This window comes from Pedobacter africanus (genome assembly GCF_900176535.1).
In the GTDB taxonomy this organism is placed as follows: Bacteria; Bacteroidota; Bacteroidia; order Sphingobacteriales; family Sphingobacteriaceae; genus Pedobacter; species Pedobacter africanus.
The window spans coordinates 1,006,393-1,022,204 of sequence record NZ_FWXT01000001.1 but is presented as its reverse complement, the minus strand read 5'-3'; the positions used below and the strand labels follow the sequence as shown (position 1 = coordinate 1,022,204).

17 protein-coding genes are annotated in these 15,812 nt (G+C 44.8%); 11 read left to right on the top strand and 6 right to left on the bottom strand.

Features of this window, described 5'->3' with window-relative positions; all coding sequences use genetic code 11:
* The first annotated feature begins 7 nt into the window (after positions 1 to 7).
* The 6 genes from B9A91_RS04245 to B9A91_RS04220 all read left to right on the top strand — a co-directional run bounded on the left by B9A91_RS04245 (position 8) and on the right by B9A91_RS04220 (position 5,659).
* Positions 8 to 529 carry a hypothetical protein gene (locus B9A91_RS04245; protein WP_200815602.1) on the top strand — a complete coding sequence of 174 codons (522 nt, stop codon included), beginning with the start codon at positions 8 to 10 and terminating at the stop codon, positions 527 to 529.
* A 7-nt stretch (positions 530 to 536) separates the two neighbouring features.
* Positions 537 to 1,265 (top strand): gliding motility-associated ABC transporter permease subunit GldF, encoded by a 729-nt coding sequence (gene gldF, locus B9A91_RS04240; protein WP_084237160.1) that lies wholly within the window; start codon positions 537 to 539, stop codon positions 1,263 to 1,265.
* Positions 1,259 to 2,938, top strand: coding sequence for a gliding motility-associated ABC transporter substrate-binding protein GldG (gene gldG / locus B9A91_RS04235; RefSeq protein ID WP_084237159.1), 1,680 nt, complete (start codon positions 1,259 to 1,261; stop codon positions 2,936 to 2,938). The genes gldF and gldG overlap by 7 nt, the downstream gene beginning before the upstream one ends.
* A gap of 35 nt (positions 2,939 to 2,973) precedes the next feature.
* The gene (gene dnaN, locus B9A91_RS04230; RefSeq protein WP_084237158.1) at positions 2,974 to 4,098 is read left to right on the top strand and encodes a DNA polymerase III subunit beta; all 1,125 of its coding nucleotides are present in this window, start codon (positions 2,974 to 2,976) and stop codon (positions 4,096 to 4,098) included.
* A gap of 80 nt (positions 4,099 to 4,178) precedes the next feature.
* The gene (locus tag B9A91_RS04225; RefSeq protein WP_084237157.1) at positions 4,179 to 4,871 is read left to right on the top strand and encodes a DUF4397 domain-containing protein; all 693 of its coding nucleotides are present in this window, start codon (positions 4,179 to 4,181) and stop codon (positions 4,869 to 4,871) included.
* Positions 4,872 to 4,966: 95 nt separating this feature from the next.
* Complete coding sequence (locus tag B9A91_RS04220) at positions 4,967 to 5,659, top strand: DedA family protein (protein WP_084237156.1); 693 nt, start codon at positions 4,967 to 4,969, stop codon at positions 5,657 to 5,659.
* Here the strand turns inward: B9A91_RS04220 and B9A91_RS04215 are convergent.
* The 4 genes from B9A91_RS04215 to B9A91_RS04200 are packed head-to-tail and all read right to left on the bottom strand — an operon-like array spanning position 5,656 to position 10,829.
* A complete protein-coding gene (locus B9A91_RS04215) occupies positions 5,656 to 6,525 on the bottom strand; it encodes a zinc dependent phospholipase C family protein (RefSeq protein WP_084237155.1) in 870 nt (289 codons plus the stop codon). The genes B9A91_RS04220 and B9A91_RS04215 overlap by 4 nt on opposite strands.
* A gap of 39 nt (positions 6,526 to 6,564) precedes the next feature.
* Entirely contained in the window at positions 6,565 to 8,415 is a 1,851-nt protein-coding gene (gene hscA / locus B9A91_RS04210) for a Fe-S protein assembly chaperone HscA (protein WP_084237154.1), read from the bottom strand.
* 12 nt (positions 8,416 to 8,427) lie between these two features.
* Complete coding sequence (locus B9A91_RS04205; protein WP_084237153.1) at positions 8,428 to 9,495, bottom strand: DUF3810 domain-containing protein; 1,068 nt, start codon at positions 9,493 to 9,495, stop codon at positions 8,428 to 8,430.
* On the bottom strand, positions 9,495 to 10,829 hold the full coding sequence (locus B9A91_RS04200) for a dihydroorotase (protein ID WP_084237152.1): 1,335 nt from the start codon (positions 10,827 to 10,829) through the stop codon (positions 9,495 to 9,497). The genes B9A91_RS04205 and B9A91_RS04200 overlap by 1 nt, the downstream gene beginning before the upstream one ends.
* Before the next feature lie 73 nt (positions 10,830 to 10,902).
* Between B9A91_RS04200 and B9A91_RS04195 the strand changes: the two genes are divergently transcribed.
* From B9A91_RS04195 to B9A91_RS04180, 4 genes are read left to right on the top strand one after another with little or no spacing between them, the layout of a single operon-like run.
* Positions 10,903 to 12,234, top strand: coding sequence for a DEAD/DEAH box helicase (locus B9A91_RS04195; protein WP_084237151.1), 1,332 nt, complete (start codon positions 10,903 to 10,905; stop codon positions 12,232 to 12,234).
* Positions 12,235 to 12,249: 15 nt separating this feature from the next.
* Positions 12,250 to 12,528, top strand: a complete 279-nt coding sequence (locus tag B9A91_RS04190) for a hypothetical protein (protein WP_084237150.1) — start codon at positions 12,250 to 12,252, stop codon at positions 12,526 to 12,528.
* Positions 12,528 to 12,863 (top strand): gliding motility protein GldC, encoded by a 336-nt coding sequence (gene gldC / locus B9A91_RS04185; RefSeq protein WP_084237149.1) that lies wholly within the window; start codon positions 12,528 to 12,530, stop codon positions 12,861 to 12,863. The genes B9A91_RS04190 and gldC overlap by 1 nt, the downstream gene beginning before the upstream one ends.
* Before the next feature lie 3 nt (positions 12,864 to 12,866).
* Complete coding sequence (locus B9A91_RS04180) at positions 12,867 to 13,280, top strand: hypothetical protein (protein ID WP_084237148.1); 414 nt, start codon at positions 12,867 to 12,869, stop codon at positions 13,278 to 13,280.
* Positions 13,281 to 13,283: 3 nt separating this feature from the next.
* Here the strand turns inward: B9A91_RS04180 and B9A91_RS04175 are convergent, their stop codons facing one another.
* Entirely contained in the window at positions 13,284 to 13,799 is a 516-nt protein-coding gene (locus tag B9A91_RS04175; RefSeq protein ID WP_084237147.1) for a DUF421 domain-containing protein, read from the bottom strand.
* Between the two features lie 3 nt (positions 13,800 to 13,802).
* The gene (locus B9A91_RS04170) at positions 13,803 to 14,300 is read right to left on the bottom strand and encodes a methylated-DNA--[protein]-cysteine S-methyltransferase (RefSeq protein ID WP_084237146.1); all 498 of its coding nucleotides are present in this window, start codon (positions 14,298 to 14,300) and stop codon (positions 13,803 to 13,805) included.
* Positions 14,301 to 14,402: 102 nt separating this feature from the next.
* On the opposite strand from B9A91_RS04170, the gene B9A91_RS04165 reads away from it, so the two are divergent.
* On the top strand, positions 14,403 to 15,788 hold the full coding sequence (locus B9A91_RS04165) for a polysaccharide lyase 6 family protein (RefSeq protein ID WP_084237145.1): 1,386 nt from the start codon (positions 14,403 to 14,405) through the stop codon (positions 15,786 to 15,788).
* The last annotated feature ends 24 nt before the right edge of the window (positions 15,789 to 15,812 follow it).

Below are 15,812 nucleotides of genomic sequence, written 5' to 3'. Positions count from 1 at the left end.
TACCCATATGCTGAAGAAAATTTTATTCCTGTCGCTGGCCTTTTTTTTAATGCTTAACCAGTTGAATGCACAAACCAAATCAAGGGAGTCGCAGATTGGCCTTGGTCTGGATGGCGCTTTTCCGGTTGGCGGTTTTAAGGATGTGGCCGATTATGCGATCGGCGTTTCACTACTGTATCAAAAACCGGTTGCCGATAACCTGAGTATTACCGGTAATGTGGGGTATTTAAGGTTTCATGGCCCCGATGTTTTTACCAACATCAAATACAAGGAAGGTTTTGTACCCATAAAAGCAGGTGCCAGGTATTTTTTTGGCAGCAAGGTTTATGCTGCTGCGGAGTTGGGTGTTTCCATATCTACTGCCAGCGGCTCCGGATCGGGTACTTCCTTTGTTTATGTGCCAGGCCTGGGCACCACATGGCCTGTAGGTAAAAACGGGAGCCTGGATATCGGGCTCAGGTATGAGAACTGGGCAAGAAGCGGCGGTACACGTTCATTTGCCGGAATACGGGCAGGGTATAATTTTTAGAGGATGCATGTACGCCGTTTTTAAAAGGGAATTGTTCAGCCAGCTAAATTCGCTGATGGCCTATATCACCATTGGGGTATTCCTGCTGGCTGCAGGTTTGCTGCTTTGGTTTTTCCCGGACACCTCTATACTGGATTACGGCTATGCTGAACTGACCGGTTTCTTTAGCCTGGCGCCTTTCCTGTTTATGTTCCTGATCCCTGCACTTAGCATGCGTTCTTTTGCAGAAGAAAGAAGAGAGGGTACCTATATTTTACTGGCTGCAAGACCGCTTGGCGACTGGCAGATTTTACTGGCCAAATACTTTGCCTGCTTGCTGCTTATCCTGTTTGCTTTGCTGCCCACACTGATCTACTATTGTGCTGTTAGCCAGTTGGGTATGCCTAAAGGCAACATAGACACCGGCGCAGTAACTGGCTCCTACATAGGTTTGCTGTTGCTAGGGGCTGCCTTTGCCGCAATAGGTGTTTTTGCCTCTTCCATCACCAAAAACCAGGTTACTGCTTTTGCCATAGCCGTGTTTACCTGCTTTATTTGTTATATGGGCTTTGATGCCATGAGCCAGGTGTTTGCCATCAGGTATTTTGAAACGGCACTGCTCGCGTTGAGTGTAAATGAACACTATCAATCGATGAGCAGGGGGGTACTGGACACCAGGGACCTCATCTACTTTATCAGCTTTGTATTGCTCTTTCTTACGGCAGCACGGCTGGCTATAGGAGGTCGGAAATGGTAAGCAACAAAAAAAACTGGCTGAATGCAGGTATTGTTCTTACCCTGGTTGTTTTGGCCAATATCGCATCTCAGTACGTTTATACACGGATAGATTTTACGAAGGAAAAACGTTTTACACTTAGCGATAAGACCAAATCTATCTTAAAAAAAAACGAAAAGCCTATTGTGATCACCGTTTTTCTGGATGGCGATTTACCGGCAGCCTTTAAACGTTTGCAAGCGGCAACCAAAGATCTGCTGACCGATTACCGGGCTTATTCAGATAAAGAGGTTAAGGTTATATTTACAGATCCCATGAGCGGTTTATCTGCAGCGGAACAGGATACAGCCATCAATCAGCTGTTCCAGCTGGGGGTGGAGCCTACCAATCTCAACATCAAAAACGACAATGGCTTTGCCCAGAAAACCATTTTCCCAATGGCTATAGTTGAGGCCGGAGAAAAACATTTTCCGGTAAAGCTGCTGCAAAACCTGAATGCCGAGGGAAGCTATGAAGAGAATATCAACAATTCCATCCAAAGCCTGGAATATGTATTTACCTCTGCCATACAAAAAGTATTGAGCGGACAGCATCCCCGAATAGGCTTTACGGAAGGCAATGGAGAGTTGTCTGACCTGCATCTGAACGATGCCATCAAAAGCCTGTCTGACAGCTATGAAGTTGGCAGGGTAAACCTGAACCTGATTGACCGTTCTGGATTGGATAAGCTCAAACTGTTGGTGATTGCCAAACCCCAGAAAGAATTTACCGAAGCCGAAAAATATAAGCTCAATTACTTTGTGATGAACGGTGGGCGTGTGGTGTGGTGTATAGACCAGGTGAGTGCCGATCTGGACAGCCTGAAGGGTAAGACCGAGCAGTTGGCCTTTAACCGGAAACTGAACCTGGACGATATGCTCTTTATTTATGGGGCCAGGGTAAATTATAACCTCATTGCCGATGCCAACTGTGCCGAGATCCCTTTAGCCATGGGCGGTTCGCAGGGACAAATTCAAATGGCCCCCTGGGTATATTATCCCTTACTGATGCCTGATACTGCTGTTGCCTTGGTAAAGAACATCGACGGTATCAGAAGTGAGTTTGTCAGTACAGTGGATACCATAGGGGTAAAAGGTATCCGTAAAAAAGTGATCCTGCGCTGTTCGCCCTTCAATAAGGTTTTTAATGCGCCAAAAATGCTTTCCCTGCAAATGGTGGCCGAGCAGCCGGACCCGCGTGATTATGCGAGTGTGCCGCAGGCAACCGGGGTACTGCTGGAAGGGGTTTTCCCTTCCGTATTTTTGAACAGGGAATTACCTGCAGGTATTGATGAAGCCTATCCGTTACCTGCTGTGGCAAAGCCCTCAAAAATGGTGGTCATCGCCGATGGTGATGTCTTCAAAAACCAGGTTAGCAGTCGGGATGGTTCAGCTTTTCCACTTGGTTTCGACCGATATACGCAGCGAAATTATGGAAATAAGGCATTGTTGTTAAATATTGCCGATTATTTGTCGAATGATGACAATTTAATTGAACTACGCAATAAAGAGGTTAAAATCAGGTTATTGGATAAGGCACGTTTGCGCAACGAAAAGCTGCAGTGGCAGCTGGTTAATATCCTCGTTCCATTATTATTGTTAATATCGTTCGCAATTTTTCAACATTATTACCGTAAACATAAGTATGCAAGGTAATTTTTATATTTTTGAGAACTGACTAGATCATAACTATGAGATTTATTGTATCCACATCAACGCTTTTAAAACATTTGCAAACAGTTAACGGTGCATCGAGCAGCAGCACTGTTTTGCCTATACTGGAAAATTTCCTGTTTGAGATTAAGGAAGGGAATTTAACGATTTCTGCTACAGATTTACAGACCAGCATGACCACATCTTTAGCGGTAGAATCCAAAGAGGGCGGAAAAGTAGCTGTGCCAGCCAGAATATTATTAGATACGTTAAAAACATTGCCCGATCAGCCGATTTCATTCAATATTGATGACAGTACTTTCTCTATTGAGATCAGCGCAGGTGATGGTAAGTATAAACTGAGCGGAGAGAACGGAGATGATTTTCCGAAGATTCCCGTGGTTGAAAATGCTTCATCTGTAAATTTACCGGCTTCTGTTTTAACCGAAGCCATTACCAAAACTATTTTTGCAGTAAGCAGTGACGAATTGCGTCCGGCAATGACGGGTGTTTTTTGTCAGCTTTCTGAGCAATACATCACTTTTGTGGCAACAGATGCACACAAACTGGTAAGGTACAGGCGTATGGACAGCAAAGCAGATAAGAGTTCATCTTTTATACTGCCTAAAAAAGCCCTGACTTTATTAAAAGCCGCATTGCCCTCAACAGATATCAATGTATCCGTTGATTACAATGCAACAAGTGCTTTCTTTAAATTTGAGAATATTAACCTGGTTTGCCGTTTAATTGACGAACGCTATCCGGATTACGAAGCGGTTATTCCTGCCAATAATCCGAATAAACTGGTAATTGACAGGGCTTTATTCCTGAATACCCTACGTCGTGTGGTTATTTTTGCAAACAAAACCACACACCAGGTAAGGCTGAAGATCAGTGGAAGCGAACTGAATATCTCTTCAGAAGACCTCGACTTTGCAAATGAGGCACATGAGCGTTTAAGCTGTCAGTATGAAGGGGAAGATCTTGAAATTGGCTTTAATGCAAAGTTCCTGATCGAAATGCTGAGCAATTTAAGCGGAGAGGAAGTGACACTTGAACTATCCAGTCCAAACAGGGCCGGCTTGCTGATCCCTCAGACCAACAATGAGCATGAAGACGTACTGATGCTGGTAATGCCGGTTATGTTAAACAATTACAACTAGTTTTATAAACAAAATAACGATAAATGGCTTGGTTTTTGACCGAGCCATTTTGTTTTTGACCGAATAAAAAAATAGAAGATATGAAACCAACATTTTTATTATCCTCAAAGGCCTGGATGGCCTTTGCGATAGCCAGCGTTAGTGCTGTAATATTATTAAGCTCTTGTAGCAAGAAAAATGATCCACAACCGGAGCCGGTAGGAGAGGCAAGGGTTAAACATGTGAATTGTGTTGAAGGCTCTGCGGCGCAGGATTTGTATATCAACGATACAAAAAAAACAACTACAGCAGTTGCTTATGGGTCGAATTCTGACTACCTCGTTTTCACTTCTGGTGTAAATGTTTTCGCTTCGATGAACACAGGTACTACTACTGCAAATGCAACTTCGCAGCAGGTGTCAGTTCCTATTGGTGCCTATATAACTGCGCTTTATTACAAAAAATCGGGAGGTACACTTGCAATGGGTTTGCTGGGTGATGATATGACCACAGTTACAGGTAAAGCCAAAGTGAGGTTTATTAACCTGAACGGATTTCTAGCCGCCAACGTTGCAGTTGGGATTACCGGAGGGGTAAACCTGATACCGGCCGTACAATACGAATCATTTTCGGATTATATTCAGGTTGATCCTGGTACTAAATTTACCTTTTCTGCCGGTGCAGTTACCTCAGCATCTGTAGACGGGGCACTTCAGGCGGGTAAAAATTATACCATATGGATTGACGGTGCCAATGCTACTACTTTAACCGGTCACGTGATCGTTCAAAACTAATTTAGATTGCCGAACAGATATTATGACAATTCTAATCATAAAAATATCATGGTTATTGCCATGATATTTTTATTTTTGGGCTTAATTTAAGACACTTGGAATTTTTTAGCTTTATAGTTGACTTCCTGCTGCACATTGATAAGCACCTGGAAGAGATCATCAGAGATTACCGGAACTGGACTTACGCCATTCTTTTCTTAATCATTTTTGCCGAGACAGGCTTCGTGGTAACCCCATTTTTGCCGGGTGATTCTTTATTGTTTGCCATGGGCGCATTGATTGCCGGTGGAAATACAGGACTGAACATCTGGGTAATGATGCTGCTGCTGATTGCTGCTGCTATCCTGGGCAACTCCCTGAATTATAAGTTGGGCGGATATTTTGGTGTTAAAGTATTTAAACCTAATAACAAAATCCTTAAACTGGAATACTATAACCAGTCGCACGAGTTTTTTGAGAAACACGGTGGAAAGGCCATCATATTCAGTCGTTTCCTGCCTATTTTCAGAACAATAGCACCCTTTGTTGCTGGTATCGCCAAAATGCCTTTTGGCCGGTTTACTATGTTTAACGTAATTGGCGGTGTGGCCTGGATTGCGAGTTTATTGCTGGCAGGTTATTTACTCGGGCAGATCCCTGTGGTAAAGAAAAACTTCGACATTGTGATTGTTGTCATTGCCGTAGTTACCTTCTTCCCGGCCATATTTGCTGCTGTTAAATCTAAATTCAGCAAAAAAGCTGCTACAGTAACGGAAGAAGTGCTGACCGAAGAGGAGAAGGTGAACTAGTTCATTGTGCTAAGTTCAGGCTGCCCCGCATCTATCCATGCAGAATACCAGTAAGAACCAATAGCCAGAATGGAAGCCCGCATCTGTCGTTCTACCATATTGTTCAAGCCTTTATGATAGGCTTTTGAGTAAGCAAGAGAATATTGTTTGCTGACCAGGTTATTTCTTTCCGCATAGCTGTATTTTCTGTAGGCAGGGAAGCTTGCATTCAGTGCCGCTTCCAAACGGAGCACCGTATCTACCTTTTTATGGGTATTGCTGATGATCCTCCAGGCTTCTTTTAAAGGGTTTTCAATATAAGCCGCTGACCCTACTACATAGTTGTAATTTTTCGCAAACAATTCGGGCAGCCTGCTTTCCCAAAAGGCGTGTATACCTGTCTGATTGCTCAGTTGACCGTCGTGGTTCTGAGTGGTATGCAAGGGAACATGTGCATCTGCAACATAATGTCCTATATAGGCAGAGTAAATCAGTATTTTAATGGAATCCCGGTTTTTGAAGGCATTGACCAGCTGAAAGTAGCTTTTCAGGATTTGCCAGGGAAGGGTGCCATTCTCATTTAATTTCTTTAAACCGTACCTGTTTACTGCATCCTGCCAGCGGTGTGGTATGCTATCAATATGGGGCTCATAACATTCAACATCGAGGTAATGCCTCGCTGCTTCGGCTGTATCTGCATACCTGCGTTTATCCGGGTCTACCGCATGATCTGACAGGTATTTGATGTTTGCTTTATAAAAAGAGTTGATTCCCCCAGGCAGGGTAAAAACCGCCAGCCGGTTGATGTGCATATGGGCATAAAAGCCCCAGGAGCTGCAGAGCAGCAATGCTCCGCAAAGGCTTACCATAATAAATGTTGTCTTCATTATTGTAAACGTATGCAAACAGGAGTATTGCCTGGTTATTTATTCAATACTTTTTCCCTTCATGGCCGAAGAAACAGCTACATCCATTACCCGTTCTGCAAAAGGACGTGTAAATTCGTTCAGTTCATCTGTTTTTTTAAGGATAACATCCTTTTCCGGATCGGATAAGGCTGCTCTTAGCGCAGCTATATATTTTTGGGTTTCCGAAATTTCTTCGGCGGTAAGGTATACCGCATGTTTTTCAATAAAGCGTTCGGCAGTATAGACCAGTTGTTCGCCTTCACTGCGGGCTTCGATGAGCATACGCTGCTCTATATCGGTTTTGGCATGGGTAATGCTGTCTACCAGCATCTTTTCAACCGTGTCGTCCGTAAGTCCGTAACTGGGTTTCACATCGATTTCCTGCTTAACGCCAGAACGAAGTTCAATGGCCTGAACAGTCAGGATTCCATCGGCATTGAGTATAAAATTGATGTCTACCTTCGGCAGGCCCGCAGGCATGGCCGGAATTCCTTTCAGGTCGAACTCTGCCAATTTCCTGTTTTCCTTCACCAGGTCGCGCTCGCCCTGGAAAACAGTGATCTTCATATTTACCTGTCCGTCCAGCGATGTGGTGTATTGCCTGCCTGCCTTGGTGGGTACTTTGGTATTTCTTGGAATGATCACATCCATCAGACCGCCCATGGTTTCGATGCCCAGGGAGAGCGGGGTAACATCGAGCAGGAGGATGTCGGACCGGTTTCCGGCAAGGATATCGGCTTGTATGGCCGCACCAAGGGCAACTACTTCATCCGGGTTGATCTTATCGTGCGGTTCCCGGTTAAAGAAGGCAGCTACCTGTTGTTTCACATAAGGTGTGCGCGTTGAGCCACCCACCAGCACCACTTCATCAATGGCGGGAACGTCCAGTCTGGCATCGGCCAGGGCCTGTTTACAGGAATTAATGGTTTCCGCTACCTTCGGGGCAATGAGTTGTTCAAAGGTCTGCCTGTCCAGTGTACACCAGATTTCATCCAGCTTTTCGTTAAACAGGTTTTGCGTGGTTAAGGCTTTCTTGGCTTCTTCGGCCTTTAAGCGGAGCGACTGCATCAAAGCCGCAGTAAGCGTTTCTGTATTGAGTTTGTTTTTTTCTATCCAATAATGGACTATGGCACGGTCAAAATCATCACCTCCTAAAAAAGTATTCCCGTTAGTAGACAGGACTTCGAAAATCCCGTTTTGTATTGCCAATATGGAGACGTCAAATGTTCCGCCACCCAGATCATATACTGCAATGGTTTTTTGCTGGGTAGGGTCTAGGCCGAGCCCGTAAGCCAGACTGGCAGCCGTAGGCTCGTTAACGATCCGCAATACATCCAGGCCTGCTAAACGTCCGGCATCGCGGGTGGCTTGTCGCTGACTGTCGTTAAAGTAGGCAGGTACCGTAATCACGGCCCTGTTTACAGGGGTTTTCAGTGCATGTTCGGCCCGGCCTTTCAACTCTTTTAAAATCTCAGCCGAGAGTTCTATTGGGGTATAAAATTTATCTCCTGCTTTGATCTTTACCAGTGCGTCGTTCTCGTCGTCAATAATTTTATAGGAAAAAGTATCCTGATGCGCCGCTACATCCTTATAAGAGCGGCCAAGTAAACGTTTTACTGAAAATATGGTATTTTCAGGGTCTGTAATCAGGAAGTCTTTGGCTTCATTTCCAACAAGGGTATCGCCCTGTTTGTTAAAATGTACTACAGAAGGCACCAGAAGCCCTTTGCCAGTATCGTTAATGACCTGAGGGTTTTTATCCGGGTTGATAAAGGCCACCAGGCTATTGGTAGTCCCTAAGTCAATTCCAACAATGATTTCTTCTTTTTGCAGTGAACCTGTAGCCAGGTTAATGGATATTTTTGCCATAGTGCGGCAAATTTACAAATCTTTTTTATGGATATTGTAAAGCCAAAGTACTATATCCTGGTAACTGTCAGTTCCCTTGGGCTGGTTGTTCAGCTTTAAAAACCTATCGAATGCCAGGCCAAAATAGCGGTACATGTCGCTGTTGTACTTCTGCCAGAAATCCCGGTCGTTTTGAATGTCCTTTAAAGTCATGGGATTGATGGTTTTGTACAGCCTTTCATAATCTTCGGGCGACTTGATCCGGATCTCGAATAGAATACTTTTGAGCATGTTGTATGCCGCCGAGTATTTAAAATCGGGTTCATCACTATTGATCGCTGTAAGGTAACCGACCAGGTTTGCTTCGTCTTCCCGGGCAACACCCAGTTGGTGTGCAATTTCGTGGCAGGTTACAAAGGGAAGCGAGGTCTCAGGTAAAAGCATGTTTACATTGGCTTCGCCGGAAAGCGGACAATAATAGCCCTCTATCCCTATTTTTGTAATGACCCAGCTGTTCGGCACGGGTTTAACAGCAGGAACAGGGTAAGCAAAAAAAGAATGGCGCTGCCGCATCTTATCGTATGCTTTTTTTGCATGGTACTGCAATTGGCCGATATTGTAATCAGTCCTTTTGATGTGCTGCAGCTGATTTAACCGGCCAACGAAATACCTGCCCAATGCCACCAGTTCTGTAGTATGGTATTTCTCACTGCCAATGCTCAGCTGCCTGGCCACAGGAATGCGGGAGTAATTGAGCCCCCAGGAAAGTTTGAAAACCAGGTAAAGGATCAATACAAAATTTAATGCCTGCAGGGGGATGTTCAGCCGGTCAGGCGGGCCTAAACGTTTTTGTACCAACTTCCTGTAGAAAAGGTACAGACTGCGGATCACATAAAGAATCAGCAGCAGGTACAGGAAGTCGCCCAGTGCAAAAGGAACCAGACCGCTGATAAAACGCTGAATTACCGAGGTAATAGGATAAAAACCATGTGCATACGCGCGCTCAACCGCATGCGAAAAAAAGCCAAAAACATAAACCAGCGCAGATAAGGTAAACAGAACTGCAAACCGCCTGAGTATAGGTTTGTGGGCCTGGTTCATTATCTGTTAAAAGCCAGGCGTTTTCCGGTTTCCTGTGTGGTGAACTTCCCTTTCTGGTAAGCCAGGTTGCCAGACACAAAGGTATGTGTAACCTCGGCCTTGAAGGATTGTCCTTCAAAAGGCGACCAGCCACATTTGTATAATACATTGAGTTTGGTTACCGTAAAGGGATCATTAAGGTTCACCAGCACCAGGTCGGCCCAGTAGCCTTCCCTGATGAAGCCCCTTCTGTCAATATCGAAACAGGTAGCCACATTATGGGCTGTTTTCTCAGCAATTTGTACGAGCGAGATTTTGCCCTGGTGGTACATTTCGAACAGTGCCGGTAAGGCATGCTGTACCAATGGCCCTCCAGAAGGTGCCTGCAAATAAGGCTGTTGTTTTTCTTCTATGGTGTGCGGGGCATGGTCTGTAGCTATCACGTCTATATGTCCGTCCAGTACTCCCTGCAATATTCCCGCTTTGTCTGCAGCGGTTTTAACGGCGGGGTTCCATTTGATCCAGTTGCCCTTGGTGGCGTAGTCGCTGTCATCAAACCATAAATGGTGGATGCAAGCTTCGGCCGTTATTCTTTTGTCCTTAAGCGGGGATTTGTTATCAAACAGCGCTACCTCACGTGCAGTGGAAATGTGGAGGATGTGTAGCCGGGTCTGATACCTTTTGGCCAGCTCAACCGCCAGTGATGATGATTTATAACAGGCTTCTGCGCTACGGATCAGTGGGTGCATATCGATAGTGATGTTGTCGCCATACCTTTCCTTATAGGCGGCCAGGTTCTGCTGTATGGTATGTTCATCTTCACAATGGGTAGCCACCAGCATGGGGGCATCTTTAAAAATATTTTCCAGTACTTTTTCATTGTCAACCAACATATTTCCGGTAGAAGAACCCATAAATACCTTAATGCCGCACACGTTTTTGGGGTCTGTTTTGAGTACCTCTTCCAGGTTATTGTTGGAGGCACCCATGAAAAAAGAGTAATTGGCCAGCGACATTTCGGAGGCGATGGCATATTTATCGGCCAGTAAATCCTGTGTAAGTGTATTGGGAACGGTATTGGGCATCTCCATAAAAGAAGTGATGCCACCGGCCACAGCGGCCATACTTTCTGAAAAAATATCTGCCTTATGTGTTAGGCCCGGCTCGCGAAAATGCACCTGGTCGTCAATCATTCCCGGAAACAGGTGTAAACCTTCGGCATTGATCTCCTGATCTGCTTTTATATTAATTTCAGGTGCGATTTTTTCAATAAATCCTCCTTTAATGATTATGTCTGCAACAGTAATTTGTCCCTCGTTTACTATAGAGGCGGCTTTTATCAGAATGGTGTTCATGCCTCCAAATCTATGTTTTTAGGGAATAAGGAGCAAGGATAAAAGATAAAGGAATTCCTTACCTTTGCCCGATATGGCGAAAAGCTTTGAAGAATTTAATTTAAACAGGCAGATTTTAAACGCAGTGGCCGATGCCGGCTTTACCCACGCTACCCCTATACAGGAAAAAGCGATTGCACCTGTGTTATCGGGACAGGATATTTTTGGCATTGCCCAGACTGGTACGGGAAAAACAGCAGCTTATGTTTTGCCGATACTCATGCAGTTAAAGTATGCGCAGGGCGATTCGGCACGTGCGCTTATCCTGGCCCCGACCAGGGAGCTGGCCATGCAAATTGCCGAACATGTAAAGCTATTCTCAACCTATACCGACCTGCGTTCGGTGGTTATATTTGGGGGCATTGGCCCTAAAACACAAACGGAGCAGATCAAAGCCGGAGTGGATATCATCATCGCTACACCCGGCAGGTTTTTAGACATTTACCTGGCAGGTCATATCAATACCCAATACTTAAAGTTCCTGGTATTGGATGAAGCAGATAAAATGATGGATATGGGCTTTATTGGTTCCATACACCGGATTTTGGAAATAGTACCGCGGAAAAGGCAGAACCTGTTGTTTTCGGCTACCATGAGTAGCCTGGTGCAAAAAATTGCCGGCGATTTTTTAAAGCACCCTACCATTATTGAGGTTGCCGAGCAGGCCACTCCTGCAACTACAGTGACGCAATCGCTGTATGAGGTGCCTAATTTCAAGACCAAAATCAATCTGCTGCGTTTCCTGATGGAAGACAATGAGGACTTCAAACGTGTCATTGTCTTTTGTAAGACCAAAACAGTTGCCGACAATATTTTTAGTTTTATTGAACGTCGTTTTGGGGAAGATGCGGTGAGGGTGATCCATGCCAATAAAGGCCAGAACACAAGGATCAATTCCATCAATGCTTTTAAAGAAGGGAATATCCGGGTGCTGGTAGCGACTGATGTGGCATCGAGGGGAATTGATGTATCGGAGGTAAGCCATGTCATTAATTTTGATGTACCTATTGTAATTGAAGACTATGTTCACCGTATAGGCAGGACAGGCAGGGCCTATAGTGAAGGTGATGCATTGACTTTTTGCAGCCCGGCCGAGAAATATTACATTCAGAAAATAGAAAAGCTGATCAGGCAACAGATTCCTGTTGTACCTTTGCCGGCCCAGGTTTTTGTAGAAGATACACCTTATGAAGAAAGACAGGCCATAAACAGAGCCATAGATGATCAGAAACGTAAAGAAAATCCGGATTTTAAAGGCGCATTCCATGAAAAAAAACATGCAGCTGCAATAGCGGCGGCAGCCAGGGCTTCAGGAAAAAAAACAAACAAGCAGCCCGCCTGGAAGAAAAAGAAGTTTAAAAAGTAAAAGGTTAAAAAGGAATTGAAAATAAAGCTAACGCCACTTAACATTGTTTCGGCCATAGGTCTGGTTACTGCGGTAGTATTGCTGACGGGTAAAAATGATGCACATAAGCCTGGTTATGTTGACATGACCGGCTGGGCCATCACTTTTGGTTTTCTGATCTTTGTGATCGCCTTTATTTCAGACCTTATCTTTAGAAAGTTTATCCCCGAATTAAAAAAAATATGGATTGTAGAAGGTGTACTCCTCATTTTTACGGTCCTGTTGATCTATATATTAAAAGTCAGTTTACTATAATGAAACAAGCCGAAATCAAAATCACTGTCCAGTTAGACGATAACAATGTGCCGGATAATATCCTTTGGGAATCCACGGATGCCGAAACCAAAGATCAGGTGCCTGTAAAATCTATGATTCTGGCCCTATGGGACCATAATTATAAGAACTCCATGCGCATAGACCTCTGGACCAAAGATATGCCTGTTGATGAGATGAAAAGGTTTTTCTACGAGACCCTGCAAACCATGGGCGACAGCTTCCTGAAAGCTACCGGGGAGACACTGATTGTAGAGGATCTGCGCGACTATTGTGCGCATTTTGCAGATAAAATGGGCATCAACCCTAAAGGATAGGCCATGAAAATACAAGGAATTATTGGCGCTGCACTGATGGCTGCGGGAGGGATGTGCCCATTGGTGCGGGTTCCTATTTTAGGTAACTGGAATTATTTTGAGGTAGACCAGACACTGGCCATTACTTTTTACGTATTGGTGGTCATAGGCATGATTGGTGCTTTTACCGAAAAAGCTGGGTTGGTAAAGTTTGCCGGCTGGGCAGGTATTGCTTTGGTACTGCTTAGTCTATATGGCATCCATTTTAAAACACAGGATTCATTTGGCTTCCTTCATTTTAAAAAGCTGGTCAGTTTTGCATCCGGATTGGTGAAATACAAATGGGGTTGGTTTGTGATCCTTGCAGGAACGCTGATCATGATCACGGTAAGAAAACCCAAGGCTGTGATTGTACAGGAGGGCTATAAGGTAGCCTAGTGATCAGTTCAGGTCGCCCAGCGATTTGTGTTTTCTTTTACGTTTGTACTGACTCTGTTTGAGGTGTTCATCTCCGGTAATGATGCTGATGTTCCCATCGGCTTCCAGAATGGCCAGTTTAACATCTTTATATTTTTCTACCCCATGCTCGCGGATGGCTTCGCGCAATTCCTCGTTGGTGATGCCCAATTTGCTGAGCATGGCAAAATCCAGGTTGCCGTTATGGATCAGGATTTCAGGTTTCTCGGTGAGTAGTTCCCTGAACCACTGGCTTTTGAACATCGCTTTTTTAAGTACAAAATTCAGGACAAACAGCACTGCGGCAGCTACAAGCCCACCCAGCAAACTCGTATTGCTGCCTACCATCGCGTTTTGTACGGCATTGCTGATCAGGAGAATTAAAACCACATCAGTGGTGTTGAGTTGGGAAAGTTCTTTTTTACCGGTTAAACGGATGGCTGCCAGCATAAAGGCATAAACAGCCAGGCTTCTCAGGGTAATGTCGAGGTATGCATTCATCTTTTAGAATTTTAAGGTCATCTGTCCTTGCTGACTTACAGACCGTTCATGGTCTAGTAGCCATTGTTTGCGCCACAGTTCCCCGGCATAGCCGACCAGCTTTCCATTGCTGCCAATTACCCGGTGGCAGGGCACTACAATGGCCAGGTCGTTCTTCCCATTGGCTGCAGCGATAGCCCTTATTGCAAGGATGTTATTTTGTTGTTCAGAAAATTTTAAATAAGAAATGGTCTTACCGTAGTCAATGGAGCAGAGTGCCTCCCATACACCTTGCTGGAAGGGAGTGCCCTTTTGCGAGGTGGGGAGAGAGAAGACCTGCAATGTGCCTTCAAAATAAGCACTGAGCTGCGCTGCCGCCATTCTCGAAATTTCGTTCTCCCGTAATCCAGTTGTTTTATCCGCTTTATCTTTAAAGGTGATGCTGTTCACGAATTCATCATCGGCAAAGATGCTGACCTTGCCCAGGGGGCTATCCAGGATAGTACAATATTGATGCGTCATTGCTATTTAAATTGCCATTATAATACAATGATATGAATATTTAGTTTATAATATCTCCATAAAGAAGGCCTAACTTCATCCTGTTATTAGAAACACCCGATTATGAAGTTAAAACATACCGCCTTTCTTTTTATTTTATGGCTGGCTAAGCCTGTTTCCCTTTTTGCACAGACCATTACAGTAGGCTCTATACCGGAACTGCAAAAAGCCATTGATAAGGCCATTGCAGGAAATGAGATTGTATTGAAAAATGGTGTATATACTGCTGATGAGGACATTGTGGTGAAATGTATAGGAACTACAGGAAAGCCGGTTACTATCGCTTCGGAAAGCATTGGAGGTGCAGAAATAAAAGGTGCCGGAGGGCTCCGGATTCAGCGTCCGGCTGCGCATGTCATCATACGCGGGTTTAAGTTCAGCAATGCAGCCAATAAAAACGAGATAGGGGCGGGAAGCAGCTTTAGCCGGTGGACCCGGAATATTTTTGAAGCAAAAGGTGATGGCAATTACCTGAGCATCGTTGGAAACGACCATCAGGTTGACTACAATACTTTCCAGAACAAGAATTCCATGGGTAAATTTATTGGTGTAAGGGGTACGGGTAAACAGATTGCCGAGCGCTTATGGATCCATCACAATTATTTCCATAATTTTTCGCAGCAAACAGGAAATGGGGCAGAGGCTGTTCAGTTTGGCCTTAGCGGGTTCAGCCTGTCGAACAGCAATAGCATTTTTGAGTGCAACCTGTTCGAGAATTGCGAGGGGGAAAATGAATTGTTGTCTGTAAAATCTTCTGCGGTAACCATACGTTTCAATACCATTCGCGATTGCAAAGCGCAGTTTACCTTGCGTCATGGTAATTTTAACAAGGTATATGGCAACTATTTCAACAATACCCCGGGCTTAAGGATCTTTGGGGACGATCACGTGATCCACAGTAATTATTTTGAGAATTGCAACTCGGCCATTAACATAGGCAATGGCGGTGCCGAAGTGGCCGATGGAGCCCCGCTCACCTCACATGACCGTCCGGACCGGGTACTGATTGCTTTTAATACCTTAGTCAACAATAAGAGTAACATCACTTTAAATCCCAGAACGCCAGTAGGACTGGGTGCAATAGATATTACCATTGTGAACAACCTTATTCAGGGTGGTGAGGAAGCTGCCGCAATCAAGGGCCCATTTACCAACCCCAAATGGGAGGGCAATGTGATCTTTAATGTCAAAGGGGCGGGAAATATGCCGGAGGGCTCATTTAAAATCATAGACCCAAAGCTTAAACGTGATGCTACAGGTATTTATCACCTTTCGGCGGCCAGTCCTGCTTTAAATGCCTCAGGCAATTATCCTGCAGCAGATGTTGATATGGACGGACAAGCGCGCACCGCACCGTTCCAGGTGGGCGCCGACCAACCATCAAAGGCTAAAGTAACGGCAAGGGTTTTAACACCCGAAATGGTTGGCCACCGCGCAGATTTGAAATAACAGATCATTAAATTACCTTTGCGG